At 71.8% G+C, this 25,824-nt stretch carries 17 protein-coding genes and 2 pseudogenes; 11 read left to right on the forward strand and 8 right to left on the reverse strand.

Annotated features, from left to right (window positions below; genetic code table 11):
- Positions 1-286 precede the first annotated feature (286 nt).
- A complete protein-coding gene (locus BIV23_RS50680; RefSeq protein WP_071384420.1) occupies positions 287-742 on the reverse strand; it encodes a DUF4232 domain-containing protein in 456 nt (151 codons plus the stop codon).
- A gap of 636 nt (positions 743-1,378) precedes the next feature.
- Between BIV23_RS50680 and BIV23_RS52425 the strand changes: the two genes are divergently transcribed.
- Both BIV23_RS52425 and BIV23_RS47170 read left to right on the forward strand, forming a co-directional pair.
- Positions 1,379-1,831 carry a site-specific integrase gene (locus BIV23_RS52425; protein ID WP_071384421.1) on the forward strand — a complete coding sequence of 151 codons (453 nt, stop codon included), beginning with the start codon at positions 1,379-1,381 and terminating at the stop codon, positions 1,829-1,831.
- Positions 1,832-1,939: 108 nt separating this feature from the next.
- A pseudogene (locus tag BIV23_RS47170) lies at positions 1,940-2,341 on the forward strand (transposase); the annotation flags it as partial.
- A gap of 60 nt (positions 2,342-2,401) precedes the next feature.
- On the opposite strand, the gene upp reads toward BIV23_RS47170, so the two are convergent.
- The 5 genes from upp to BIV23_RS31700 form a co-directional block, all read right to left on the reverse strand.
- Positions 2,402-3,124 carry a uracil phosphoribosyltransferase gene (upp, locus tag BIV23_RS31680; RefSeq protein WP_079173516.1) on the reverse strand — a complete coding sequence of 241 codons (723 nt, stop codon included), beginning with the start codon at positions 3,122-3,124 and terminating at the stop codon, positions 2,402-2,404.
- A 26-nt stretch (positions 3,125-3,150) separates the two neighbouring features.
- Positions 3,151-5,001 (reverse strand): HAD-IA family hydrolase, encoded by a 1,851-nt coding sequence (locus tag BIV23_RS31685; protein WP_245790736.1) that lies wholly within the window; start codon positions 4,999-5,001, stop codon positions 3,151-3,153.
- A gap of 35 nt (positions 5,002-5,036) precedes the next feature.
- Positions 5,037-5,990 carry a pseudouridine-5'-phosphate glycosidase gene (locus BIV23_RS31690; protein ID WP_071384422.1) on the reverse strand — a complete coding sequence of 318 codons (954 nt, stop codon included), beginning with the start codon at positions 5,988-5,990 and terminating at the stop codon, positions 5,037-5,039.
- A 31-nt stretch (positions 5,991-6,021) separates the two neighbouring features.
- Positions 6,022-10,161 (reverse strand): amino acid adenylation domain-containing protein, encoded by a 4,140-nt coding sequence (locus tag BIV23_RS31695; protein WP_071384423.1) that lies wholly within the window; start codon positions 10,159-10,161, stop codon positions 6,022-6,024.
- Positions 10,162-10,485: 324 nt separating this feature from the next.
- Positions 10,486-11,745, reverse strand: coding sequence for a CynX/NimT family MFS transporter (locus tag BIV23_RS31700; RefSeq protein WP_079173517.1), 1,260 nt, complete (start codon positions 11,743-11,745; stop codon positions 10,486-10,488).
- Positions 11,746-11,812: 67 nt separating this feature from the next.
- Between BIV23_RS31700 and BIV23_RS31705 the strand changes: the two genes are divergently transcribed.
- Positions 11,813-12,490, forward strand: a complete 678-nt coding sequence (locus tag BIV23_RS31705; protein WP_071384424.1) for a FadR/GntR family transcriptional regulator — start codon at positions 11,813-11,815, stop codon at positions 12,488-12,490.
- A gap of 417 nt (positions 12,491-12,907) precedes the next feature.
- Here the strand turns inward: BIV23_RS31705 and BIV23_RS54095 are convergent.
- A pseudogene (locus BIV23_RS54095) lies at positions 12,908-13,243 on the reverse strand (ISAs1 family transposase); the annotation flags it as partial.
- A 394-nt stretch (positions 13,244-13,637) separates the two neighbouring features.
- A complete protein-coding gene (locus BIV23_RS53315) occupies positions 13,638-16,955 on the reverse strand; it encodes a CHAT domain-containing protein (protein WP_281250180.1) in 3,318 nt (1,105 codons plus the stop codon).
- Between the two features lie 272 nt (positions 16,956-17,227).
- On the opposite strand from BIV23_RS53315, the gene BIV23_RS31720 reads away from it, so the two are divergent.
- The 8 genes from BIV23_RS31720 to BIV23_RS31755 all read left to right on the forward strand — a co-directional run bounded on the left by BIV23_RS31720 (position 17,228) and on the right by BIV23_RS31755 (position 25,824).
- Positions 17,228-17,791: a hypothetical protein gene (locus BIV23_RS31720; RefSeq protein ID WP_245790738.1), complete on the forward strand. Its 564-nt coding sequence runs from the start codon at positions 17,228-17,230 to the stop codon at positions 17,789-17,791.
- A gap of 95 nt (positions 17,792-17,886) precedes the next feature.
- Complete coding sequence (locus BIV23_RS31725; protein WP_071384440.1) at positions 17,887-21,279, forward strand: CHAT domain-containing protein; 3,393 nt, start codon at positions 17,887-17,889, stop codon at positions 21,277-21,279.
- Complete coding sequence (locus BIV23_RS31730; RefSeq protein WP_071384427.1) at positions 21,276-22,019, forward strand: hypothetical protein; 744 nt, start codon at positions 21,276-21,278, stop codon at positions 22,017-22,019. Before BIV23_RS31725 ends, BIV23_RS31730 begins: the two co-directional genes overlap by 4 nt.
- Positions 22,019-22,690 (forward strand): RES family NAD+ phosphorylase, encoded by a 672-nt coding sequence (locus tag BIV23_RS31735; RefSeq protein ID WP_071384428.1) that lies wholly within the window; start codon positions 22,019-22,021, stop codon positions 22,688-22,690. The genes BIV23_RS31730 and BIV23_RS31735 overlap by 1 nt, the downstream gene beginning before the upstream one ends.
- A gap of 58 nt (positions 22,691-22,748) precedes the next feature.
- Positions 22,749-23,864, forward strand: a complete 1,116-nt coding sequence (locus tag BIV23_RS31740) for a macro domain-containing protein (RefSeq protein WP_071384429.1) — start codon at positions 22,749-22,751, stop codon at positions 23,862-23,864.
- A 126-nt stretch (positions 23,865-23,990) separates the two neighbouring features.
- Positions 23,991-24,194 (forward strand): hypothetical protein, encoded by a 204-nt coding sequence (locus BIV23_RS31745; RefSeq protein ID WP_245790739.1) that lies wholly within the window; start codon positions 23,991-23,993, stop codon positions 24,192-24,194.
- Positions 24,191-24,976, forward strand: a complete 786-nt coding sequence (locus tag BIV23_RS31750; protein WP_071384431.1) for a vWA domain-containing protein — start codon at positions 24,191-24,193, stop codon at positions 24,974-24,976. The genes BIV23_RS31745 and BIV23_RS31750 overlap by 4 nt, the downstream gene beginning before the upstream one ends.
- Positions 24,973-25,824 (forward strand): protein phosphatase 2C domain-containing protein, encoded by an 852-nt coding sequence (locus tag BIV23_RS31755; RefSeq protein ID WP_071384432.1) that lies wholly within the window; start codon positions 24,973-24,975, stop codon positions 25,822-25,824. The genes BIV23_RS31750 and BIV23_RS31755 overlap by 4 nt, the downstream gene beginning before the upstream one ends.

The raw sequence follows: 25,824 nt of genomic DNA on the forward strand, positions 1-25,824 counted from the left end.
GAAGGCGTTTCAGTCGTGGCGGCTGATCGTGGTCGCCGCTCGGGCACACCGGGCGTCAGGACAGATGACAGGCTCGGCAGACGGCCCGACTCGGGCCGTTCGACGCGCGGGCCCTCACGTGTGGACAGGCGGGGGCGCCCCCATGATCCAGTCCAGCGCACAGCGCACCCCCCGATGCATTCCCCCCGCCGCCCCGTGAGACGGCACCCGGTAGACCATGGTCAGCGGTCACCGGCGCCATCATGATCGCACAACAATCGAACGTACGTGCAGATTTTGTTGCCGTCTACCGCGGACGGGGTGCGCCCACGTGAATGGTGTCGCAGAACACCGGGGTCACATGTCGGCCGTGCGGGTCGGTGATCTGCAGCGAAGCGCCATAGTCGGTGGACGCGGGGTGCGGTGGCAGCACCTCGATGCGCGGGGCGTCGTCCACCGGGATGGCGCAGGAACCGTCCGCGGAAGGGGATGCCGGGTAGAAGAGCGGGAAGTCCACCGTTTTGCCATGGTTCAACACCAGCCGGACCGGCGCCTTGGCTTTCGGCTCCGACCAGACGGCAGGGCCTTTGCCGGCGTACGCCTGCACCTTCGGATAGCCATCGAAGGCGCAGGGCGCGGCGCTGGTGTTGGTCGCGCTCAGCAGAGCCGTCGGCGCCTTGCTCGGCTTATGGGTGAAGAGTGTCAGCTTCCATCGCAGCTGCGCGGTCCCGCATGCGGCTCCCGCCGAGGCCGTGGGGGACACACTCGTCCGTCCCCCGCCGGGGGTCGCCGCCGTCGCTCGGGACGACGGCCCGGCGCCCGGCTTCCCGGCGTCCGGATGCGCTGGACCGCACGCCACAGCAGCCGCCATCACCGTCAGGCTGATAGTGGAGACTGCCGCTGTCCGCCGTGCCACGAGAACTCCCCCTGGGAAGCGCCCCTGCGGAGGCCGGGTGCCACCGCTCCTGCCTCCCGGCCAGGGAGATGCATTCGCCCCCGCGAGGGTTCCCCCGCGAAGCGGCACCCTGAGACGCGGACGCGTGGACACCCGCGTCGTCGATGGTGAGGTCGAACTCCCCAACTCGCCCGCGAGCAACCCTCCCTCCCCAGGCCCCTCACCCGTCGCCCGGCACGCGACGGCATGGGGCCCTCCGCCGTCCATCATGATGTGGCCCACACCTCGGCCCGTTCCCGGCATGGCCCTCGACCGGCTCTAAGTCCTCGTCTGCAACCGACTCGAACGCCTGCAGCAGGCCCCACACCCGCTGGATGACCAGCGACGACACCCGCCACCGCCGGGAGGCAGGCCACTTCGTGCGCCGGGCTCTGGCCCAGAAGATCGCCCGCGATCTCGGCTTCCCGGCCGAACGATGGAACACCGGAAGACTGCTTTGCCGGGTTGCTGTTGCTCCTCCATGCCCAGTGGCCCGCGGCGATCTCCCGGCTCACCATCGACCACATCGAGGAGACGGACGGATCCGTCCGCATCCGCCTCGGCGCCGTTCCGGTCGAGGTTCCCGCACCCGACGCTGACCTGGTCCTGCAACAGGTCGAGGTTCGCCGCAGCCATGCTGTCCTCGCCCGGACAGACTCACCCTGGCTCTTCCCCGGCGGCCGGCCCGGCTGTCCGATCAGTGCCTGGGCCATGGGCGAACGACTCCGCAAACTCGGCATCCGGCTCGCGGAAGCCCGCTCGACCGCACTGTTCCAGCTCGCCACCGAACTGCCCGCCGCCGTCCTCGCCCGCACCCTCGGCATCGACATCACCGTCGCCGTCACATGGCAGCGAGCCACCGCCGGGGACTGGGGCGCCTACGCGGCCGAGGTCAGCCGCGGCCACCATGACGTCTGAATCCAAAGGCAAGGGAGCAAACCAGATGCTGCTACGTGATGTTGAGTACGGCGACGTCGACGCCTACGTCCGGATGACACCGCCAACTCCGTAGTCACCTGCCCTGCCGGACACACCGTTGCCCTGTCGGAGGCCGGCGGACAGCACCACCGGCGCAAGGCGGCCTTCGGGAACCTGGGCACCGGATGCTCCCTGCGCGAGCGGTGTACCACGGCTGAAGCCGACCGCATCCTGACCATCCGCCCCCGCCACGATCGGCAAGCGGCTGCCCGCCGCCAGGCCGCCACCGACCCCAACTGGCGAGCCGACTACTGCCGCTGGCGACCACCGGTCGAACGCGCCGTCGCCTGGCTCGTCCTGCACGGCAACCGCCGTCTGCGCTACCGCGGGACCATCGCCAACAACACCTGGCTCCACACCCGAGCAGCCCCTCTCAACCTCCGCCGACTGGTCAACCTCGGACTCACCCACACCGGCGGCCGCTGGCAACTCGCCCCGGCCACCACATAGCGAACAGGGGCTGCCCGGCCTCCGGCCGGACAGCCCCTCACCAAGATCTTCATGACCCTTCTAGCGGTCCGTTCCGAAGTAGCGGTCTCCGAAGTCGCCGATGCCGGGCACCATGTAGGCGTTCTCGTTGAGCCTCTCCTCGATCGCCGAGGTCACGATCCGCACCCTGGGGAAGCGCTCGCACACCGCCGTGATGCCTTCCGGCACGGTGATGAAGTTGACGAAGACGATGTGTTCCTCGGGCACGCCCCGTTCGAGCAGCAGCTCGATGGCGGCCACCGCCGTGCCGCCGGTCGCCAGCATCGGGTCGAGCAGGAGGACGTGGCGGTCGGCGGTGTCGTCGGGGAGCGCCTCGTAGTACAGGTGCGGTCGCTTGGTCGTCCTGTTCCGCTGAATGAGGATCTTGCCGATCCTGATCCCCGGGATCACCGCGCGCAGTTCGCTTTCCATGCTCTCCCCGGCACGCACGATGGGCACCGCGAGCAGCCGGTCGGCGAAGCGCAGCCCGTGGTACGTACTGCCGACGGGAGTCTGGACGTCGTACGGCTCGAAGGGCATGAGGTCCAGGGCGGCCTCGGTCAGGAGGCGGATGATCCGGCCGGCGTGGAAGACGAAGTCCTGACGGCTGGCTTCACGGTCGCGGATGACGGTGTGCAGGGCGCGCAGCTGTTTCGTCTGGGGCAGCAGGTGGACGTTGCGGCCGAGGTAGTGCTCGACGGATGCGGCGGGCGCGGGCCCGGTCCACGGGGTCACTTCGGTGGTCTGCTGGAGTGCGGTGGTCATCTCTGGTCCTTGCGTGCGGAGGGCGGTCAGTCGGTCGGCGGCTGTTCGAAGGTGAGCGGAAGCTCCGGGGTCGCGGTGAACTGGCCCGCGGCGACCCGGTAGATCGACCTGCCGCCCGTGCGATGCCACAGCTCGCGCATCACGTGGACGAGCTTGGGGTTGTGTTCCTCTTCCTCCTCTACGGCCCTGGCGATGTGCCAGTCCCATTCGCGGGCCCAGCGGGGGTCGCTGAGGTCGTCCGTCGCGGTGTCGAAGAGGCTGCCGAGCGCGGTCAGTTTCGCGGGGCGCGGGAAGTGGCCGCGGGAGAACAGCACGCCCAGGACGCCGGTCCAGTAGGCCTTGACCACGTCGGGGCGCTGTCCGGCGGGGAGGGCGTCGCAGACGGCCCGCATGGCGTGCAGTGCGGTGATGAGGTGCAGGAGCAGGAAGTCCCCTGGTTCCGCCAGGTACAGCAGGGTGACCAGGTAGGCGAGCTGGTTCCAGCTGGCGGCGGGGTCCTGGCCCTCGACCCAGCCGGGGGTGTCGTGAATCAGCGGGTGGCCCTCGCCGAGCATCCGGGCGATCCGGTACTGGAGTCCGGACCTGACCAGCTCCGGGTGGATGTCGGGCGAGGTCTCGCCGACCAGGTTCTCCACCCACGCGCCGAGCTGCGGCTGGTTCGCCTCCCAGTGGCCGGCGATGCGCAGCAGCGAGTCCTTCGGCCGCTCCGTGCCGTGTGCGGCCGAGGCGTCCGACGGGACTGAGCGCTCGGGATGGCAGCTCACATAGGAGAAGGCCAGGTAGGAGATGCCCTCGATGGCCATCCAGCGGTGGCCCGCGGCCAGTGCCCAGCCCAGGTGGATGGTCGCGTGCTGGAGCGCTCCGGCCCAGCCGGGGAGCAGGTGCGGCAGGTAGCGGCGCAGCAGTTCGGGCATGCCGATCTCCCGCTCGCGCCGGTCGAAGAAATCGCAGTAGGCGGCCCAGTCCTGGCGCCTGCCGACGAGTTCGAGCCAGTTGTCTTCGTCGATGGTCCGCCGGGGCGGCCTGGCCGGCTCGACCGCGCAGCCGTACGGCGTCATCCTGATGTAGTTGTCGTGGTAGGCCTTGATCCGTTCCGGCGCGACGCCGAGGCCGGCGAGCGCGACGACGGCGTGTTTGACGTGGTTGGTCAGGTGACCGTTGAACTCGATGTGGTACGTACGGTCGTCCAGCAGCCCGTCGACCACTGCGGCGTCGGGCAGCGTGCCGAGGATGTACGCCACGACCTCGGGGAACGTCTCGGCCACGTGTGACGGGCGGGCCGCGGCGAGTTCCGCCCGCCCGTGCACCCCGTAGGTGACCGCGATCGACCCGGTCCCGGCCGCGTGCGCCATCTTCAGGTCGTGGGTGGTGTCGCCGACCATCACGGCGTGCTCGGGGCGGGCGCCGAGGTGTTCGAGGATGCGCAGCCCCGACTCGGGGTGCGGCTTGGGGTGGGTGACGTCGTCCGCGCCGATCAGCACGGTGAAGTGGTCACGCAGTTCGGCCGCGGTGAGCAGGGCGTCGGCGCTGGCGTGGAACTTGCTCGTGGCCACCGCCAGGGTCACGCCGCGGCGCCGCAGTGCGGCAAGTCCCTCGGCGACGCCGGGGAAGACCAGTGAGCGGGCGCGGGGCAGGATGACGGTGCGGAACGCCTCCTGGTAGCGCGCGACGCCGTCGGCGACGCGGGAGTCGTCCTGCGGGACGCCCAGCAGCTTGGCGAACGCCTGCTCCAGGGGCAGGCCGATGGTGGCGCGGACGTCCGCCTCGCTTCGAGGGCTCTCGCCGAGCGCCTCGAAGGCGGCGGCGAAGGTCTCGACGATCGCCCGCGGGGAGTCGACGAGTGTCCCGTCCAGGTCGAACATCGCCACGTGTGTCACGGCTGCCTCTTCCTTTTCCGTTTCCCTGGCGGTGTTCACTGCGTCTCCTCGCGTCGGAGCCGGGCGTGGGCGGCGGCGAGCCGGCCGCCGACCTCGGCGGTGTTGATCAGGACAGCCATGTTGGCCGTGGCGGAGCGGCCCTCGGTGGCACGGTCCACGGCGCGCATGACGTACTTGGTCACGGCACCGCCCCGCACCCCGTCGGCCTCGGCGCCCCGCAGCGCCGCGGCGATGGCGTCCTCGATGTCGTCCCCGTCGATCGCGTCCTCCTCCCGGGTGGGGCTGGTGATGAGGACACCGCCGGGGTTGCCCAGGGCCCAGTGGGTGTCCACGGCCCTGGCGATCTGTGTCTCGTCGTCCAGGCGGTGCGGGGCGCGCAGCCCGCTGGAACGGCAGTAGAAGGCCGGGAAGTCGTCGTAGCCGTAGGAGATGACCGGCACGCAGTGGGTCTCCAGGAACTCCATGGTCAGGCGGAGGTCGAGGATCTTCTTCGCACCGGCGCAGACCACCGCCACCTTGGAGCGGGTGAACTGGATCAGATCCGAGGAGATGTCCATGGTGGTCTCGGCGCCGCGGTGGACGCCGCCGATGCCGGCGGAGGAGAAGAAGGTGATGCCGGCGAGTTCCGCCGCCACCAGCGACGAGGCGACCGTGCTGGCGCCCATGCCGCCGGAGGCGAGGACGGCCGGCAGGTCCCTGCTGCTGACCTTGGGGATGCCGGGGGTGGAGGCGAAGCGCTCGATGTCCGTGCCGGTCATCCCGATCAGGATCCGGCCGCCGTCGATGCCGATGGTGGCGGGTGTCGCACCGCCGGCTCTTACGGCGTCCTCCACCTTGCGGGCGGTGGCCGCGTTGTCCGGGTAGGCGAGTCCGTGGGTGATGACGTTCGACTCCAGGGCCACCACCGGGTCGCCGTCGGCGAGGGCGGCGGCCACCTCCTCCGTGAAGACCAGCGGGACGGAGTGCCGGCCGGGTGTGCGTGTCGTCATGTGTGTCCTTCCAGGAACCGGGGTGCGGCGGTCAGTAGTTGGGCGTCTTGCGGAGCAGGTCCTGGCGGCGGACGATCTCGGGCTCGTAGACCTGTTCGTGCCAGGCCTCCTGCTTGACCGGTTCGATGGCGATGGAGACGACGTCCTCCTTGCAGCCGAAGGCGTTGCTCACCGCCGAGGTGAGAGCGGAGAGGAGTTCCTTCTCCTGGGCGGCGCTGAGGGCGACGGGGAAGTGCTTGATGTTGATGTGGGGCACTCCGACCTCCTGGGAGATGACGCGGGACAGGGAGACCTGGCCCGCGGGCGTGGACCTGGCATCGGTGCGCAGCCGCTCGTTGACCAGCGTGGCGAGAGCGCTGACGTGCGGCTCGCGCAGCAGTTCGTAGTGGCCGGAGGGCAGTTGGCGCACAGCGGGCGGCCGGACGGAGAAGGCGCCCTGGCGCTCGACGAAGGAGTAGTTGTCGTCGTTGGCCTTGACGAGCGTCACGGGGGCGTTCAGGCGTCGCCCGGTCAGCTCGTGGAACTCGTACGTCGGGGAGTAGGTGCGCTTGACGATGCCGGTGACGGCCCGGACCAGTTCCGTGCCGAGGCCGGTCAGACGGCTGGTGACGAAGTCGACGAAGCTGTCCTCGTCGGTGACGGTGCGCAGGCAGTCGTCCAGCTGCCGGCCGCTGAGGGTGCCGGCGAAGACGGAGTGGAGGAGGGCGACGAAGGCCCGGTCGGTGAAGTCCGCCCGGCCCGTCGAACCGGCCGTGTCCTGCTCGCGCAGGCGCGGCATGCCCGGGGCGACGAGGAAGAGGTGCTCCACGCGCAGGCCGGCCTGCTCCATCTGCCGGGCCGCCTCGAAGGCGACGCGGGCGCCGAACGAGTAGCCGCACAGGATGTACGGGCCTTCGGGCTGGACGCTGCGGATGGCCTCGACGTCCGCCGTCGCCATCTCGCGGACCGTGGTGTAGGGGAGCTCGCCGCGGTTGATGCCGTGTGCCTGGATGCCGAGGACGGGCCGGTCCTTGCCCAGGGCGGCGGCCAGCGGGCGCAGGTTCATGGGGTAGCCGCCGAGGCCGGGCCAGCAGTGGATCGGTGTGCCGCTGCCCTCCGGCTGGAGCGGGACGAGCCGGGTGAGGGGCTGAGACGACCCGGCGTCCAGTCGGGCGGCGAGCTTCTCGACGGTGGGCGCGTCGAACAGCACCTGGAGAGGAAGCGTTTCCCCGAACGTCTTGTTCATCCGGTTGACGAGGGCCACGGCGAGCAGGGAGTTGCCTCCCAGCTCGAAGAAGTCGTCCGTGACGGAGATCTGCTCCTGCTTGAGGACGGTCTGCCAAAGATCGCGGACTCGGCGCTCGGCACGGGTGCGGGGTGCGACGAACGTCCTTGTGGCCAGGGAGAGTTCGGCGTGCTGTGAGGCCTCCAGCGCCTTGCTGTCGATCTTCCCGTTGGCGGTCAGGGGCAGCCTGTCCAGGACGACGATCCGGTTGGGCAGCATGTAGCGGGGCAGCAGTGCGGCGAGGTCCTCCTTGATCAGCTCGGCCGGTCCCTGCATGTGGACCACGTCCTCCTTCATGCCCTCGCTGCGCAGCTGTTCGTCGCTGACGCGCCCGCCGACGAAGAAGTACGACGGTCCCGTGGGCAGTCCGCAGTCGTGGAGGATCCTGTTCAGCCGCTTGGCCGCGGGCAGGTCGTTGCCGCTCTGGGAGCTGTAGCCCGACGACATGAAGCCGAGGTTCAGGCCGTTCATCTGGAGGCGCTGCAGCTTGCTGCCCAGGTCGAGATAGTGGCGCCAGGAGTCCGGGCCGGTGGCGACCAGGCTGATGCCGAGGCCTGCGCGCTCGTAGACGCGCTGGTTGATGGCGATGACGTGCTTCTTGAGCACCAGGTCGTCCGAGATGCGCACCAGGGAGCCGTCGGCGTACCGGTACTGCCCCGCCTCCAGACCGTCGATCCGGCCCGCGTGTGCCTGGACGTAGATGTCCAGCGCGTCGGCGCTCCCGTTCGCGTCGTACGGCACGAGATCGAACGTGCCCAGGTAGTGGTCTTCCTCCCCGCAGTCGAGTCGGTGCCGGATCTCGGGCCGGTACCCGGCGGCGGCGATGCCGAGGCCGTGGGCGGGGAGCACCGCCTCGAACAGGCCGACCATGTGCCCGGCCTCGATCTCCAGGACCTCCCGTATGTTGTTGCGGTAGACCGGCTCGATCGCGCTGTGCTTGCCGAGGAAGTGGATCCTCGCCCGCGGGGCGGACTGCCGCGGGGCGGGTCCGATCAGCACCAGGTGGTGGTGGAGCGGGTGGTAGTAGTACAGGCCCGGGTCGATGCCGCCGATGCCGTCGAGTTCGAGGTACAGCTGGGTGGCGTAGAGGGAGCCGGGGGAGGCGTAGGCGTACTTGGGCAGCAGCCGCTGGTCGCTGAGGTACTGGCCGAAGTTGCGCAGGATCCCGCCGAGTTCGGCCCGGCTCAGGCTCCCCGGGGCGCGTGGGGCGACGCCCGGCCGGGCGGCCGGGGCCAGCAGGCGCAGGATGTCGTCCCGGCTGACCTGTCCGCCCTCGTAGCAGCGGTACGTCTTGCGGGCGAAGGCCAGGGCCCGCTGGCCGGGCGTGGCCTCGGCGCCGGGGAGTTCGGTCACCGGGCGGCCCGCCAGGTCCGCGGCGTCGCGGCAGCCCGCGTGCGACAGCTGGGCTCTGACCTGGAGCCTGCTGCGCTTGGACTGGTGGTGGGCGCCGTGGTTGCCCTGGTCCATCAGGGCGGCTTCCTTGGGGTTCAGCTCCACGAAGGCGACCAGGTTCTGGAAGCCGGTGGCCTCGTCGTCCCTGAGCAGGACGGCCGAGCTGCGGACCCAGTCGTGCGTCTCGATCGTCTGGCGTATCTCGTCCAGCTCGACCCGGTAGCCGCGCAGCTTGACCTGGTTGTCCGTCCGCCCGACGAACTGCACCGTCCCGTCGGCGTTGAAGTGGGCGAGGTCGCCGGTCCGGTACAGGCGGGCGCCGGGGACGGACGAGAAGGTGTCCTGCACGAACCTCTCGGCGGTCAGGTCGGGGCGGCCGAGGTAGCCGCGGGCCACCTGGATGCCGCCGATGTGCAGTTCGCCGATCTCGCCGACCGCCGCCTGACGGCCGGCCGCGTCCAGGACGTGGAAGGTGGTGCCGTTGACCGGCGTGCCGATCGGCATGATCCGGGGACCGTCCTTGACCGCGACGCGGTCCACGACGAAGGCGGAGGCGTTGATGGTGCACTCGGTCGGACCGTAGAGGTTGACGAGCGAGCAGTCCGGCACGGTGTCGATGAACTGGGCGGCGAGACTGCGGGACAGCGCCTCGCCGCCGCTGAACACCTGGCGCAGCGAGCCGCACTCGGCGAAGGCCTCGGTGTCGAGGAGTGCCTGGAGGAGCGTGGGGACGCACTGGAGGGTGGTGACACCGTGCCGTTGGATCGTGGCCACGATGGCCTCGGGGTCCCGGTAGATTCCCGGGGCACCCATCACCACGGTGCTGCCGCAGGCGGGGGCGAGGATCTCCCACTGGGCGGCGTCGAAACTCAGGGGGGTCTTCTGGAGGACCGTTTTCCCGCTGTCGACTCCGCAGGCTTCGGACAGCCAGCGCATCTGGCTGACGATGCTGCGGTGCTCGATCATCACGCCCTTCGGTTTCCCGGTGCTGCCGGACGTGTAGATGACGTACGCGAGGTCTTCCGGACGGGCCGCTTCCCAGCAATCCGGGGCTGCTGACGAAATATCCTCGACCGTATTCTCTGCCGAACGGAAGATATCCGAAGCGACGACCTGGACGCCGGTCGGCGACAGCTCCTCGAGGCGGGCACGCAGTAATTCCTGAGTAAGGACGACTTCCACCCCCGCGTCCGCAATCATGTACGCGATCCGCTCCTCGGGGTATTCCGGGGAGAGCGGGACGTACGAACCGCCGGCCCAGAGGATTCCCCATACCGTGGTCATCAGCTCCAGCGAGGGCTCCATGAACACGCCGACACGGCTGCCTCTGGTCACTCCGGTGCGCCTGAGGAGGGCTCCCAGCAGCCGGCTCCGGTCCAGCAGTTGGGCGAACGTCAGGCTCCGGTCCTCGTGGACCACGGCGGGCCGGTGGGGTGCGGCACCCGCCCGTTCGGCGAGCAGCGTGGTCAGGGAGATGTCATCGCGTTGGGTGTGGGCATTCGCGTGGGGGCTCATGGACCTCTCTTTTCCGCGGTAGCGGCATTTCCCGGGAATTCGCGCACTCGTGGTGCCCCGGGTTAATGGCTGATGGGAGGCTAGGGGGAATTTTCCGGCCAGGTCAACAAATCCTGGGTATGTTCGCGGAAGCTGATCCCGGCTTGTTAGGGAATCTATCCGGCGGTGCGGCTGCTGATTCCGGGCATGGCGTATTCCGGGCATGGCGCAGTCAATTCGCACCTCCTGCTCGGCAGGGCTGGGGAGGTGAGCAGGAGAGCTAGGATTCCGGTCGCCCTTGACGGCGCGAGCCGGTATGGAATCCGCCGTGCCGAGGAGAGCCGTTCAGCCGATCTGGCGGTCGCGGCCCGCGAGCAGGCCGGCTGCGATCTGCACCAGGGTCATCACCAGGACGAAGGCCAGGGGGGCTCGCCAGCCGCCCGTGTGGCCGTAGAGCACGCCGACGACGAGCGGGCCGGGGATCGAGAGCAGGTAGCCGAAGCTCTGCACGAACCCGGAGAGGCGCACCACGGTGGCGCTGTCGCGGCCGCGCATGCTGATCATGGTCAGGGCCAGCGGGAAGGAACAGTTGGCCACGCCGAGCAGGAACGCCCACAGCCAGGGCGCGGTGGAGGCGGAGGCCCACATCCCCGCGAATCCCGCTAGGCCGCACAGGCCGATTCCCACCGCGATCCCGCTCTGGTTGCGCAGTTTTCCGGCCACGGCCGACAGTGCGAAGGACAGCGGTACGCCGAGGAGCGATGTGCCGGAGAACAGTAGCCCGGCGCTTTCCGCGGACAGCCCGGCATCGCGGAACATCTGGGGAAGCCAGCCGATGATGACGTAGGCGGAACTCGCCTGTAGCCCGAAGTAGGCGGTGAGCGCCCAGGCGGTGGGGTCGCGGGAGATCCGGCCTCGCGGGAGTGCCTGCGGTTCGCCTCCTTCGTCCACCGCACCGGCCGTCGCCCGTCTCTGGTGGCCGGAGGCGGCGAGCCAGGGCGGAACGGCGATCGCGGCCAGGAGGGCCCAGATCCCCAGGCCGTATCGCCAGTCGCCGCCGAACGCCTCGGTGAGGGGCACGGTGACGGCGGCAGCGGTCGAGGCGCCGACGTTCAGCGCCATGGAATACAACCCCGTCACCGCGCCCACCCGGTCGGGGAAGCGCTGCTTGACGACGGCCGGGAGCAGCACGTTCGCGATGGCGATGCCGGCCAGAGACAGGGCGGTCAATGCGACGAACAGGGCGGCGTCGGTGGCGAACGGACGCGCCACGAGTCCGGCCGTCAGCAACGCGGCGCCGGCCGCGATCGCGCCGCTCGCGCCGTAGCGCCGGGCGAGGGCGGGGGCCATGGAGCCGACGAGGGCGAAACACACGGCCGGGATGGACGTCAGCAGTCCGGCGACCGTGCCGCTCATGGCGAGGCTGGCACGGATCTCTTCGAGGACGGGCCCGAGGCTGGTGACGCCCGGGCGCAGGTTCAGCGCCGCGATCACGAGCGCCACGAGCGTCAGTCTGCGCAGCCGTTGTGAGCGGTCGGGGGGCGCCGCCCGACCGGTGGGTAAGGCGGTGTTCTTGAGCTCTTCCTTCGTCACATGGCCGATCATAGACTCATCCCATGACTCTATGTCTAGGGGTTCTTATGGGTTTGACGCAGGGTCATATAGTGATGGGATGACTATGGATCCTGTGCGTCGCGAATCACTGTCAAACCAGGTGATTGCCCGACTTAGACGGCAGATCACCTCCGGGACCTGGCCCGTGGGTTCACGCATCCCCGCGGAGACAGAGCTCGTCGAACAGCTCGGCGTGGCGCGCAACACGGTGCGCGAGGCCGTGCGGGCCCTGGCCCATACGGGCCTGCTGGACATCCGGCACGGCTCCGGGTCCTATGTCCGGGCGACCAGCGAACTGGCCGGGATGATGCGGATCCGCTTCGAGAAGGCACACACGGACGACGTCGCCGAAGTGCGCGGCGCCCTGGAGGTCCGCGCAGCACGCCTGGCCTGCGCACACCGCACGGCGGAGGACCTGGAGCGCATGGACGCCCTGCTGTCCCAACGGGACACGGCTTGGTCGGAAGGAGATCGGGTCGCTTTCGTGAACTCGGACGTGGCCTTTCACCTGGCCGTCGTCACCGCGTCCCACAACACGGTCCTGGCCCAGTTGCACGCGGACCTGGGCGAGGTGATCCGGGCCTCGCTCCTGGACCACTTCGGTGAGGAGCTGCGCCCCGAGCAGTTCCAGGACCACGCACGCCTCGTCGAGGCCATCCGCGGCCGCGACAGCGACAAGGCGGCCTACGAATCCGGTTCCTACATGGACTGTGCTCCCACCCAGGAGGGCGACTGAGCGATTCCGGGGGAGCGACGCGTACGGGCACGCATCATCGGCCGTGTATCCGCGGCCGAACTCGGCCTGGAGGAAGGGCTTGAACTGCGCTTCGACGAGCACGAGTGGCACCCGCTCGGCGGCGTGACGGCCGAGGTCCTCCGCTGCGGCGCCCAGTGGCTCCAGCGCTCCCTCGTCGGCCGACCGGCCGAGCCCGCCCGCGACGTCCGCCGGCCCCGCCCCGGCCAGGCAGCCGCAGGGGGCCGGTCGGTCCAGTCGATCGCGAAGCTGCGCAAGGTGGCCATGTTCTCCGGGCATGTTCGGTGGGGACCTTCGAGGCGTCCTCGCGGAAGGCGGTGTCCCTGACGAAGTGGAGCCGGTTTCGATGACCCACTGCGAACGAATGATCTTCGCGAGCCGCTGGGGGGAGGCTTCCCGGCTGGTCGGATCGGTGATGACGTAAACCGTCTCGCGGGTGCGCCTGCCGGTCTTCAGGCAGGTGCGGTGACGTACGCCCCGGGCGACCTGCGTGGCATGCGGGAAGCCGAGATCATCGACGGTCAGGACCTGCACTACGCGGGTCTCCTGGCGGCCGTGTCCCTCGGTGCGGTCGGAGAACTTCGCGGTCACGTGCTTCCAGGGCAGCATGTGCAGCCGCTCGTGGAGTCCGGCCTGGTTCTTCTTCACGCACAGTGCGTAGTGCGCCTCCTTGTCCTCTACGAGGAAGCGGGCATGGCTGCGCCGGGCGTGCAGGGCATCGGCCGTCACGGTCACCCCGGTCAGGTCGAACGGGGCCAACAGGCTGGCGAGGCAGGTGATTTCACATGACCGCGGAGCAGGCCATCAGGAGCATGCCCACGAACGGGTGACGTCTTCCGCGCCGGTCACGTGGATCAGGCAAGGTCGCCAGCCGGGACGACAGGCCGCCGATCACGCGGTGCTGACGCGAGGGAGACGTGACCGGACACACGGTGGCAGACTGACGACATATCGAAGCTCCGGGCGATACAGGCGACTTGGCAGGTCACCGGCATCAACGGGAGCTTCGTTGCGTGCGTGGCGGCCTGCCACCCCATCGTCACGATGCCGTGACCAGCACGGATCCTTGATCGACAAGACCTTGAAACCGCCCTGGGGGGCGTAGATCGCAGACATGACGTACCGTCAGTCACGGTCCGGCCGGGCCGGGATGGCCCTGGTGGATGAAGGCGGCCCAGGCCGCCGTGCGGTCCAGGACCGGCCCCTTGGCCAGCTCGGCGCGGAGATCGGCGTCGAACGACTCCGGGGCGCGGCGGCCGGGGTCGAGCATCCACATCTGCGCGGCCCGCAGGGCGTCGACCGGGCTGAGGCCCTCGACGGACAGGTAGTGGTGGAACACCGCCATCATCAGGGCCGCGGAGGAGTCCCGGGTGGCCCACCGCGAGCCCACCACATCACGGGCGCCACTCGCCAGGAAGGCGGTCGTCAGCGTGAGCGCCTCGTCGTGGTCACGGTTGCTCAGGTCGGTCTCACAGGCGCTGAGCACGACCAACGGACCGTCGTCGGTGGCCGGTTCGGGTGTCGCGCGGTCGAGCAGTCGGGCCACGGTCAGGTTGCCGGGATGCGGCCCCGCACCGGGCTCGGCTCCGCCTCCGGGGTGCGCCAGTTGCAGTGCCGAGGCCGTCGGGCTGGTGCCGGCCGAGCCGTGGCAGGCGATGTGCAGCACGGACGGGCCGGCGTCGAGCACGCCAAGCAGGTCGTCGGGCGTGCCGGGTGCCTGCGGCGGGACCGGCGGATCGTACAACTCGCCGTACAGCCGGGCCTGTGGGTAACAGGCCCGGTGCAGCGCCGTCACCTCCAGGTCCGCGTGCGGCAGGCTCATGCCGGGATCCGCCACCAGCACGGGAGCAGTCCGTGGGGGGCGCGGAGAGCGCCGTACCGCGTCGAGGAACTGGCGGCCCGACGCCGCGTAGCTGATCACCATGATCTGGCAGACGTGCGTGTGCGGCGCCCCGGCCGGCAGCCGGGGTGCGTGCCAGGGCACGATGCCGAGCCGGCCGCACGGCACCAGGACGATCCTGGGCGGACCCGGACGGTCCCTGCGCCGGTCCTCGTCGGTGGCGAGCCGTTCGGCGACACCGGTGATCACCGGGGCGACGACCGCGTCGGTCGCCCAGTCGCACAGCTCCTCCAGCGCCTCCTCCCAGGCTCGCACGGCCGACGGGGAGCCGGCCGCGCGCTGCCGTGCCTCGGCCGCGTCGAGGTAGCGCTCCAGCGGGCCGCTCTCCGCGACGGACAGCAGCGGCAGCGCCCGTACCCCGGTGCCGATGTCCGGGCCCACCACGATCGCCATGCCGGGCAGTTCGCTCTGGCCGGCCAGGAGATACACCAGCGCGTCCGCCTCGCCCCGCGCCACCCCGGCCTTCAGCTCGGCCACCGTCGGGGTAGCGAACAGCGCGCCGTCCGGCTCCCATGGGCCGAGGGCCTCCAGAGCGCGGCGGCGCAGGGAACTGGGCAGTTGGCGGGGGAGCGCGTCGGACTCCGGGTCCTGGTGCGCGGCCGCCGAGCGCCACGCCTCGGCGAGTTCACGGTGCCCGCGCGCTTCCAGCAGCTCGGGTACGGCCCGTGCGGTGGAGGCCGCCCGCAGCACCAGCGCGCGGCCGAGTTCGAGCGCGGCCACGGCCTCCTCGACCCGGCCCTGCGACGCCGCCCGGATGGCTGCCTGCACCCCGCGGTCCGCGCCGGACCGGGCGGCGAGCAGTCCGTGGTCAGGGCCGGTCTGGAGGACGACGTCGGCGGCGAGCGCCTGGAGCGACTCCATTGCCGCGTCCGTCGCAGCTTTCTCGTCCGCCGGGTCCCCGGTGCGGGCGAGCCGCATGCGGTGGTTCTCCGCGAGCTGCCAGAGGCCGGCGGCGGCGAGCTGGGGAGAGCGGCCCTGGCGGGCGTGCTCGCGGAACCGCTCCAGTTCGCCGATGGCGTTGTCCAGGTCGGCCGGATCCCGGGTGGCGGCGTGCCGCAGTGTGGCCGTCAGGCCGGAGAGGAAGAGGGCGTCCGCGGTGGCGTCCGGCGGCGTGGGAGTGTGCTCGGGCAGTTGACCGGGGGCCTCGGCCAGGACGGCCCGGGTGGTGTGCAGGCCGTCCCTGAGCGACGTCAGCAGCGTCTCGGGGATACCGAGACTGTCGGCGGACGCGCCGGTCAGAGCCGACTCCTGGCAGGTGATGCCACGTACGATCAGCTCGCTGTCGCCGGTGTGCGAACCGAGCGCGTTGAGCGTGGTGCCGAGCGCGAGGAGCACCAGCGGGCGGAAGGTGTGGCCGGCCGGGGTGGAGCGCTCCAGGGCATCCAACTCGCCGACCAACGTGGTGAGTTCCGCCCAGGACTCCGTCTCCTCCGCCGCGCGGGCCTCGGTGAGCAGGGTCATCGCCCGTGCCGCGACGGCGAACTCTCCGGCCGCCGGATCGGAGGCGGACTGCCGGGCGTAGTGTTCGGTCACCGCCCTCAGCTGGTCGCGGGCGACTGCGCCGTCCTGATGGCTGCCGCCGATCGGTCCGCCGATCTGGAGCGCGAGCCGCATCAGGTTCTGTACCTCGTCCGCCGGGCCCGGTCCGTCGGGCATCCGGTCGAGTTCCCCGCCCAGCCGCTGGAGCAGCCGGGTGACCGCCTCCGGATCGCCCGTGCGCATGGCCTCCATGGCGCCCAGCAGCGCGGCCAGCCGGGCACCGGTGAGGGTGTCGTCGGCGGCGGGGTCCGGGGGCTGCGGGGCAGTGCCGGTGGCGGCGTCGGCGGCGGCGGTGTCCGGGGCCGGGCCGGTGGGTCCGCTGTCCGGGAAGGCGGGCAGGTCCGTCAGCAGGTTCAGGAGCGTGCGGAGCTCGTCGGAGAACGGGAGGTCCGCCGGCAGCATGCCCAGCAGCGTCTCCGGATCGGACAGATCAGTCCGCGTCATATACGACAACAGGTCCCGCATCTGCCCCAGTTGCCCCTGCACCTCCGGAGGCAGCGGCAGCTGCCCGGCCTCGTCGGCGAGCGCCAGCACGTCGGCTGCCGCGGTCGCCGAGGCGCCGGGTTCCGCGCGCAGGCTCTGGTCGAACACCGCCCAGAAGTCCGGGGCCGCTCCGTTCGGACCGCCCGGAGTCGGGCTGGCCACCATCAGCAGGAGCAGCGCAGCCCACTGCCTGTCCTGATCCGTGGCCGCCTCCCCGGTGGCCGTCGCCGGATCCCGCACCTCGCCCAGCAGTCGCTGCGCCCGCTCTCGGTCCTCCGGTGTGCCGTGCCCGGTGGCGTACCGCATGGCGAACAGCGCGCCGAGCCGCACCGTGACCACGGCGCGCAGCGCCCGGTCGTGGTCCAGCAGGTCACGCAGCGTGGTCAGTTCGGCGGTGGCCCCCTCGAACTCCTCTGCGGACACCGCCTCGTCGGCCACCCGGTCGATCAACCGGCCCGCTCGTGCGCTCGCGTCGGCAACCCAGGTCCGCAGCCCCCGGACGCCACCGCTGTCCTCGTCGCTCACCCGTCCTCCGTCCGCCCCGGTGCAACGGGGCCGGCGGGAACACCTCGGTTCCCGCCGGCCCGGCGCCCCCCGTCGCCTCATGATGCCCCCGCAGTGGCCCCTGCGCCCCTGCTCTTCCGCCAACTCCCTTACCACAACCGGGATTCGACCAGTCGGCGACCGGTTCGCACATCCCCTTGGTCGGGGGCGGGGCGAACCCCGGGCGACGTCCGGGCCGGCAGTTCCCCCGGCCCGCCGGCCGCTGCTTCGCTTACGCCGGGACAGTGCGACACGTGGACAGAGAGGGAGCCGGTGTGGACATCGGGGGAGCGACCGCGCCCGTGGTCGCGGTCGTCGGAGTCGTCGGGACGCTGCTGTCCGCGCTGCTGACCCAGCGCGCGGCCGACCACAGTCGCCGACGCGAGCAGGAGCGCACCGAGCAGGTACGGGAGCGGCGCCGGCACGCCCAGGAACTGCGAGCATGCTACGTCGCCCTGAACACCTCCGCCCGGCAGTACCTGGCCGCGCTCACCGACCAGTTGCACGCCCTGGGCCGCGAGGAGGAGCGGCGGGTCGTACGACAGCGGCTGGCCGAGGCCCGCGACCAGTACCGGGACGTGTACGCGCAGGCGCAGATGCGGGTACCGGAGCGAGTGCTCGGCCTCGCGGGCGACCTCAACCGCGACCTGGGCGTGGTGTACGGCATGGTCCGCAGGCTGGACGACGGTGTCCCGCGCGCCGGGGACACGAGGGCCGCCGTACAGACGGGAATCGACGCCCAGTGGGGCCGGCTGCGGCGGATGCGGTGCGAGATGAGGGCGGATCTGGGCGCTTCCCGGGCGGATTCCGGGCGTTGAGGAGGACAATCGCAGGTCTTGTCGCCATCGGCTCCGGGGATCGGCATAGTGGCGGTGATCCCACGCGGTCGAGGACCCGGAGAGGCGGGATGCCGGTGAGCAACGAGGAGGACGGGGGCGTACGGGGACTGCGCACCTGGGCGGCGGATGCCGTGGCGCGGGCCAAGCGGCTGACAGCCGGGCTGACCCCCGGCGCGGAGCCACAGCAGGGCGGTCCGGTGCCACGCCGGGAGTATGACGCCTCGGTCGCCGAACTCGACCAGATGTCAGGACTGTTCGACCACGACCCCTGCCTGCGCAGTGCGGTCGGCGTCTGGCTGGGCGGTGCGCTGGCCATGCGGCACCTCGCCTGGGGCGGGGAGCCGGCGGACCGCGAGCGCGCGGAGACGCTGCTGCGCGACGCGCGGGACCCGGCGAGCGTACTGGGCGCGACGGTGACCGAGGAGGACCGGAGGTGGGCGGCGCTGTTCCTGCTGTCGCTCGTCTCGCCGCTGCCGCCGCAGCAGGGCCTGGCGGGCGGGGCACCCGACCTCTCCGACTTCGTCGCATGGGCAAGCGAGACCGGGCCCGCCGGGATGACGCGCGTCGCGCCGGAGATCCGGGCGCTGACCGACGAGGTGGTGCGGCTGCCGCTGCCGCCGGAGTTCCTCGCGCAGCTGCGGCGGATGCAGGACTTCTCCGCGGATCCCACCGGGCCGGGACTCTCCGACCTGCTCACGGGCATGATGCCCGTCGGCCCGGTCACGGACCGGCTGCGGGAGACCACGGACCGGGTGGTCGGCATGACCGGGACGGCGCCGGCGGGCGGAACCGCGAAACCCGCGGACTCCGAGCCGCCCGGCGCTCCCGACCCCGTCCTGACCCCCGACGGCATCCGCCGGATCGCCGCCGCCCTGGACGCCGTACACGCCACCCGTCATGGTCTCGACGAGGCGCTCAGGAGCGAGGATCCCCACCGGGCGCTCAACGAGCTTCTCCACAGACTGCGCTCCGTACAGGACCAGCCCCCACCCGGGCCGAACGCGGTCTCCGCCCTGGAGGCGTTGCGGGCGCTGCTGCTCAACATCAGCCAGGGCGCCGGCGGCACCCATCAGGACCGGACGGCCGGCCGGGCCCATATGAAGACGGTCCTCGATCACCTCGAGAATCTCACGGGTTCGCTGCCACCGGGGGTGCGGGAGGGCGACCCCGCCGTCATGGGCCGCGCCATGGAACTGTACGGCCGGGCCATGGACGCCCGGGAGGCGCAGGACGTGCGGCAGCTCCGTGAACTGGTCGAGGAGGCCGAGGCGTTGGAGCAGGCCGTCCCGGAGAACCATCCGTTCCGGTTCATGGCCGTCGGGGCCCTGGGCGCGGCCTACGCCGGCCTCGGCGCCGTCACCCGGGACCGCGAGACGCTCCTGCGCGCGGTGTCGTACATGGAGAGCGGCATGTCCGGGGCCAGGAACAGCACGCTCCCGTTCGCCGGCGAGGTGACGCGGCCGTACCTACCGGATCTCGGTCTGCTGCGCGCCGGCCTCGTCGGCGACGGCACCGCGACGGCGCCCGAGGACCTCGCCCCGCTCGTGCCCCCGCCGCCCGGTGCCTCGACGGAGGAACTGCACACCTCCGCGCTCTCCCTGAGCATGCGTTACGCGGTCACCCACCACCGGGCCGACCTCGACGCCCTGATCGCCGAACAGGAGCGGGTCCGGGACGGCGTACGGGAGGGGAGGGCACCGCGGATCGCCGCCGAGGCGCTGTGGCAGCTGGCGCAGGCGTACCGCGAGCGCGGCGTGCTCGACCAGGACGTGAAGGACATCAGGGCTCTTGCGGCGGCCAAGGAGGCGCTGAGCGCGCTCGCTGCCGACGTCCTCCTCCAGTCGGGTGCCGAGCACGGACTGCTGGCGGCCCGCGCCGGGGCCAGCAGAGGAGTGCAGGCCGCGCTGTGGGCTGCCTCCCAGGGGCGGCTGCACGAAGCGGTGGCCGCCCTGGAACTGGGCCGCGCCCTGGTGCTGCACGCGGCGTCCACCTCCTCGGCCGTACCTGAACTTCTCCGCGCGGCCGGCCACCACGACCTCGCCGAGGTGTGGCGGACGGCCGCCGGCGCGTCCCGGGCCGGCGGGGCCGACGGCGAGGGCGGGGTCCCCGGGGAGTTGCCCAGCACCCTGCGCCGGCAGGCCCTGGAAGCCCTCGGCTACCGGCGGGAGGGCGGCCTGCTCGGCACGCCCAGCCTGAGCGAACTCGCGGACGGGGTCGCCGAGAGCGGCGCCGACGCGCTGATCTACCTGGTCCCCTGCGAGGCAGGGGAGGCCGGCGTGGTGATCGCGGTGGGCCCGCGGATCGGGGCGGGCGTGGGAGTACGGTCCCTGCTGTCCGGCGCCGAGAGCGGTCCGCTGGAGCGCTACCTCGACGCTACCGCCGCCCGGGAGGCCGCCCGGCGCGAGCACCGGAGCGACCTCGCCGCGGAACAGGTCTGGGAGGAGGCGCTCGGCGCGCTCTGCGACTGGGCCTTCGAGGTGCTCGGCCCCGTCCTCGCGGGCCTGGAGGAGCGGCTCACGGGCGAGGCCGAGGCAGAGCGTGACTGGGATGACCGGCCGCTCCGGCTCGTCCTCGTCCCCTGCGGGCGCCTCGGCATCGTCCCCTGGCACGCCGCGCGCTTCCCCGCCGGCACGCCGTACGACCACCTCTGCCAGACCGCGGTCATCAGCTATGCGGCGTCCGGCAGCCAGTTCCTGGCGACGCTGGGCCGTGCGCCGCGGGATCCGGTGGCCGCCCCCGTGCTGCTGGCCGACCCCGGCATGGAACTGCCGTACTCCGAGATCGAGGTCATGGCCCTGCGTGACGCCTTCTACCGGCAGGCCCGGATGTGCGGGGGGATCTCCCAGCTGCCCGACGAGGAGAGGGCCGCCGCCGGTACGCCCGACGACGTCCTCTCCTTCCTCGCCGACGGGGCCTCGATGCTCCACATCGCCTCGCACGGATCGGCGGGGACCCGGCCCACGGTCTCGGCGCTGCACCTGGAAGGTGATCTGACGGTGACCCGGCTCCTGGACGGACCGGACGCCCGGCGCGGCGCCGAGGACGGGCCGTTGGTGGTGCTCAGTGCCTGCCAGACCGACCTGAGCAACCGCGACCACGACGAGGCGCTCACCCTGACCACGGCGTTCGTCGCGGCCGGAGCGCGGGACGTCGTCGGTTCCCGGTGGCTGGCCCAGGACGGCGCGTCGGCGCTGCTCATGGCGGTGTTCCACCACTACGTGAACGTCGACGGCCTCAGCCCCGTCGACGCGCTCCGGGCCGCGCAGCTGTGGATGCTCGACCCGAAGCGCGAGAACCCGGGCTCGCTGCACGGCCAGTTGCTGCGGCAGATCCGGCGCCCGGGGCTCGAACGCGTCGCGCTCTGGGCGCCGTTCATCCACCAAGGGCATCCGGGCCGCACACGAACCGAAACCCAACAGGCAACAGCGACGACGGAGAAGACGGAGACGGAGGGGAGGAAGGCGTGAACGAGGAGGGTGCGGGACCGGCGGAACGGCTGCTCGCCCTGATCGGTACACACCGCGACAGCATCCGCGAGGCCCTGGACGACGAGGCGTACGCGGTGCTGCTGACCCGTCTGACGGCGCTCGCGGAGGCGGCGCCGGACGACGGCAGAGCGGTACGCCGGGCGCTCCAGGGGGTTCGCCTGGCGTTGGTGCGGGCGCTGCCGCTGGACCATCCGGTGTACCTGGCACTGGACGACGTACGGCACACCGCGGCGCCCCCGGGACCGGAGACCGTGGTGGGGGCACAGGAGCTGCTGGCCTGGTTCCGGCTCCCGTCGCCGGCGCGCGAACCGTCGTACGGAACGGATCCCGGACCGGTGAACGGCACGGATCCCGAGCCGGCGGAGCCGGTGTACCGCGCGGACCCCGAGCAGGACCAGCTGCTCCAGGCGCCCGCGCTCTCGGCCGACGAGGCGCGGATCCGCTGCGGTGGCGCACCGCCGCCCGAGCTGATCAGGCTCCGGGATCGCCGGGACGGCGAGCGCTACCCGGAGTTCCAGTTCCCGGAGGACGGCGGCACCCCGCACGAGGTCGTCCTGGAGGTCAACCGGCTGCTGCTCGCGGAGATCGACCCCTGGGGCGCCGCGGCCTGGTGGCTCAGCCTCAACACCTGGCTGGGCGGCACACCCGCGTCCCTGCTCGGCAGGCTGCCCGACCACCGGCTGGTCGGCGCGGCCGGCGCACTGGCGGAGGGAGAGTGATGAGCGGATTCTTCCCCATGATCAACCTGGAACTGCGCCCCCGCCGCCATGTGATCCCGGCGGGCACGGAGCTGTGGCGGGTGCACCACTCCACGTACGCGCCCGACCAGTTCAACCCCAGACTCGCGGACATCCACTTCGACGGCGGCCGCTTCGAGGGCACCGTGCTGGATCCGTACCACAGCCTGTACCTGGCGGACACCCCGCTCACCGCCCTCGCGGAGAGCGTGCTGCGCTCCCGGCCCTTCGAACTCCCCGTCGGTGTGCGGAAGATCCCCTACCGCACGGTCTGGCAGCGGTCGCTGAGCGCCGTGCGCACCCGGTACGAGCTGACCCTGGTCTCCCTGGTCACCGGCACGGACCTGGCCGCCGTCTGCCAGGACTCCACCCTCCTGGAGGACGAGAGCAACTACGCGAAGGCCCGGCGCTGGTCGAGCGAGATCCGGGCGCAGACACCGGACGCCATGGGGCTGGTCTGGGAGTCCCGGCGCAACCGGTCCCAGTCCGCCCTGGTGCTCTACCACGACCGCTTCGAGCACGGCGACGGCAGACCGCTGGAGGTGCTCGCGGGCCGGGGTATCGCGGACCTCGGCTCGCAGGACGGCCTGAAGCGGGCCAACGAGATCCTCGACCCGCTGAGGGCGGAGATCTCGGAGCCCGTGTGGCCGTGATGGGGAGGCCCGTGGATCGCGCTTGTCGGTGGTCGAGACGTGGTGTCATCGTGGGCGTATGCCACCGTCCCTTCCTGACCCCGCGTCACTTCTGGCTGAACTGAAGGACGTCAGACGCGCCGGTCTGGTGCGGTTACGCGGGCGCGCGCTGCCCGCGCTGGAGTCGGCGGCGGGCGTGGCCGTGCCCGCCGCCCGGACCCCGGGCGCGGCCGTCGAGTCGCTGGTGCGGCTCGCCGTGGCGCGGCTGGACGCCGGCACCCTGCGCACGGCCGCCGAGTACACCCTGGGGCTGGCGCAGGGCACCCGGGACTGGCCGGCGTCGGACCGCCGGGCGAGGGCGGCCCAGGTGTACGGGGTGAGCGTCGAGCGGTTCCGCAAGGACCACGAGGTGATGGTCCTCGAACAGGTCGCCGAGCACATCGTGCTGCTCGCGGCGGAGCCGGCCGCGCCGCCCGGCGCCACCGCTTCGAACGGGGCGGCCGGGGAGGGCGGCGGCACGCACCGGAGCGTGCGGGTCAGGGCCGGCGGCCGGCCCGTTGTGCTCACCCTCCACGTGCACCCTGTGGACCTGCTGCGGGACGTGGACGTCGTCGTCTCCCCGGCCAACGTCCACCTCGCACTGCCCGAACCGTACAAGTCGTCGGTCGCCGCGTCCCTGCGCCGGGCGGCCGCCGTGCGCGGGGTGACCGGCGACGTCCTCGCCGACCCGCTCCACGACGAGCTGCGCGAGTGGGCGTCCGGGCACGGGGTCTCGGGGCGCGCCGTACTGCCCGGCACCGTGGCAGCCACCGGTGCGGGGGCGCTGGCGGACCGGGGCGTTCGGCGGATCTACCATGCGGCGGTCGCCGTCCCGCGGGCCGGGACCAACGACTACGACGTGCTGCCTTCCGACGTCACCCGGGCCGTGTCCCGCGCCCTCGCGGTCCTCGCGGAGGAACGCGACCGGTTCTCCCCGCCGCTGCGCTCGGTGTGCTTCCCGCTGCTCGGCTCGGGGCGCGGCGGACTGCCGTACGGCATCAGCCTGGCCGCCGTATGGGCCGCCGTGGAGGCCGAGTTGGCGCGCGGGGCGGAGTGGGACGTGCACTTCGTGGTGCGCGCGCCCGAGGCGGCGGGGCTCGTGGAGCGCATCCGGGCCGGGATACGCCCGGCGCACGACCGGCGGGCGACCAGCTGACCCGCTGCAATGGAAGCACGACCCTCGTCGAGCATGGGGGTCGATGGGTGCGCGACGGTGATTCACTGCGCTCGAATCTCCGTTCACGCAACCATAATTGATGATCAGTCACATAGGGTGGGGTGCATGGGGGGCGGGATGGCGGAGTGGGCACGTGGGGCGCGGGGCCGGACGGTGACCTGGCCGGCTCCGGACATGTACGTACTGGTCGAGGGCGTGCTGCTGCGCATGCTCCCGGACTCCCCGGAGACTCCGGTGGGAACGGAGGTCGTCGTGGGGTACGACACCGGGCTACGACGGCTCGTCGCACACCGGGCGGAGCGCCCGTGACGACTCCCTACCCCACACCCGACTTCGGCTTCGCGGAGGAGGGCTACGACGAGCGGCAGCCCGTCGTCCTGCTCCTCGACACCTCGGCCTCCATGGGGCGGCCCGCCGAGGCGCCACCGATCGACGAGCTCAACGACGCGCTGCGCCGCTGGTTCGAGGGGGAGCGGACCAAGCCGAGGCTGCGCGCGCGGGTGGAGGTCTGCCTGGTCGCCTTCGACTCCCGGGTGCGGGTCTTCGACCCCGGGCTGGGCCTGCTGGTGCCGGCCGAGGGAGCGAAGGCGGAGGGGCTCTTCGTGCGGATGAACGGGATGCGCCCGCCCCGGCTGGAGGCGTCCGGCCTCACCCGGCTGACGGAGGCCGTCGAGACGGCCCTCGAACTGGCCCGCGACCGCTACCGGACCCTCCAGGACCAACGGGTGCCGGTGCGGCGGCCGTTCCTGTGGGTGCTGACGGACGGCGCCCCGAGCGATGCCGAGGGGCGCCGAATGGACCCCGCGGACCTGGCCGAGACGGCCCGCAAGGTACGCGTCGGCGAGGAACAGGGCGCCTTCGTCCTCCAGGCGATCGGAGTGCGCGGCGCCGACCTCGACCTGCTCCGAGTGCTGGCGCCCAAGGCAGCGCTGATGCTGAAGGACCTGGACTTCGGCACGATCCTGGACCTGCTGTTCCAGAGCTCGGACCGGGTCACGCCGGACAAGGCAGCCGATGACGTGCACGCCGAGATGGACCGGCACCTCAAGCAGCAGGAGCGGCTGCGCAGGCTAGAGGAGCGGCACCGGTGATCGTCGCCGGGGCCGCCGTCCAGGGCACCGGGCACCTGGCCGCGGGGCAGGGGTGCCAGGACGCGTTCAAGGCGGCCGACCTGGGCGACAGGGTGGTGCTCGCTGTGGCGGACGGCGCGGGCAGTCGCGAGCGCAGCGCGCTGGGCGCACACCTCGCCGTGGACACCGCCTGCCGGGTACTGGCCAAGGACATACCAGACACGCAGGACCCGCCGCAGAGCTGGACCCGCTGGGCCGCCGAGGCCGGCACCCGCCTGGTCACCGCCCATCTACGTGCCGCGGAGGCGGTCCTGCACGCGACCGGGCCGCTGGACGACGCCGGGTGGTCGCATCCTGCCGAGCCGCCTCACCGTCTCACGCAGCCCGTGGACACCGGTGCGTTGGCCGCCGCGGTCGCCGTCGCTGTGGTACGGCCGCCCTGGGTCGCGTTCGTCTCCGTCGGTGACTGTTTCGGCACGATCCTCACCCGGGGCGCTGCCCGAACGGCGCCGGAGCGGTGTCATCTCGTGCTGCCGCCGGCGGCGCCCGGCAGGGTCGGACCCGCTTTCCTCTCCTCGCCCGGGGCCTCACTGGGGGTCAGGTCCTTCGTCGTGTGGGAGCCGGAGCTCAGCGGGGTCGTTCTCGCCACCGACGGCTGTGCCGCACTCACCCTCGACCACCCCCGCCTCCGCGAACTCCCGTCGCACGCAGGCCCGTTGCCCTCGGAGCGGTTCTATTGCGGGCTCGCCGCGCGGCTCCGCGCGAGCGGCGGCGACGCCGAGCCCCTCAGGGCCTTGCTCTCCGGCCCGGAGGCGGCCCGCACCGGCGACGACCTGACGGTTCTGTGCGCCCTGCTGGACGGGCGGTGA

The organism is Streptomyces monashensis, from assembly GCF_001866665.1.
In the GTDB taxonomy this organism is placed as follows: Bacteria; Actinomycetota; Actinomycetes; order Streptomycetales; family Streptomycetaceae; genus Streptomyces; species Streptomyces monashensis.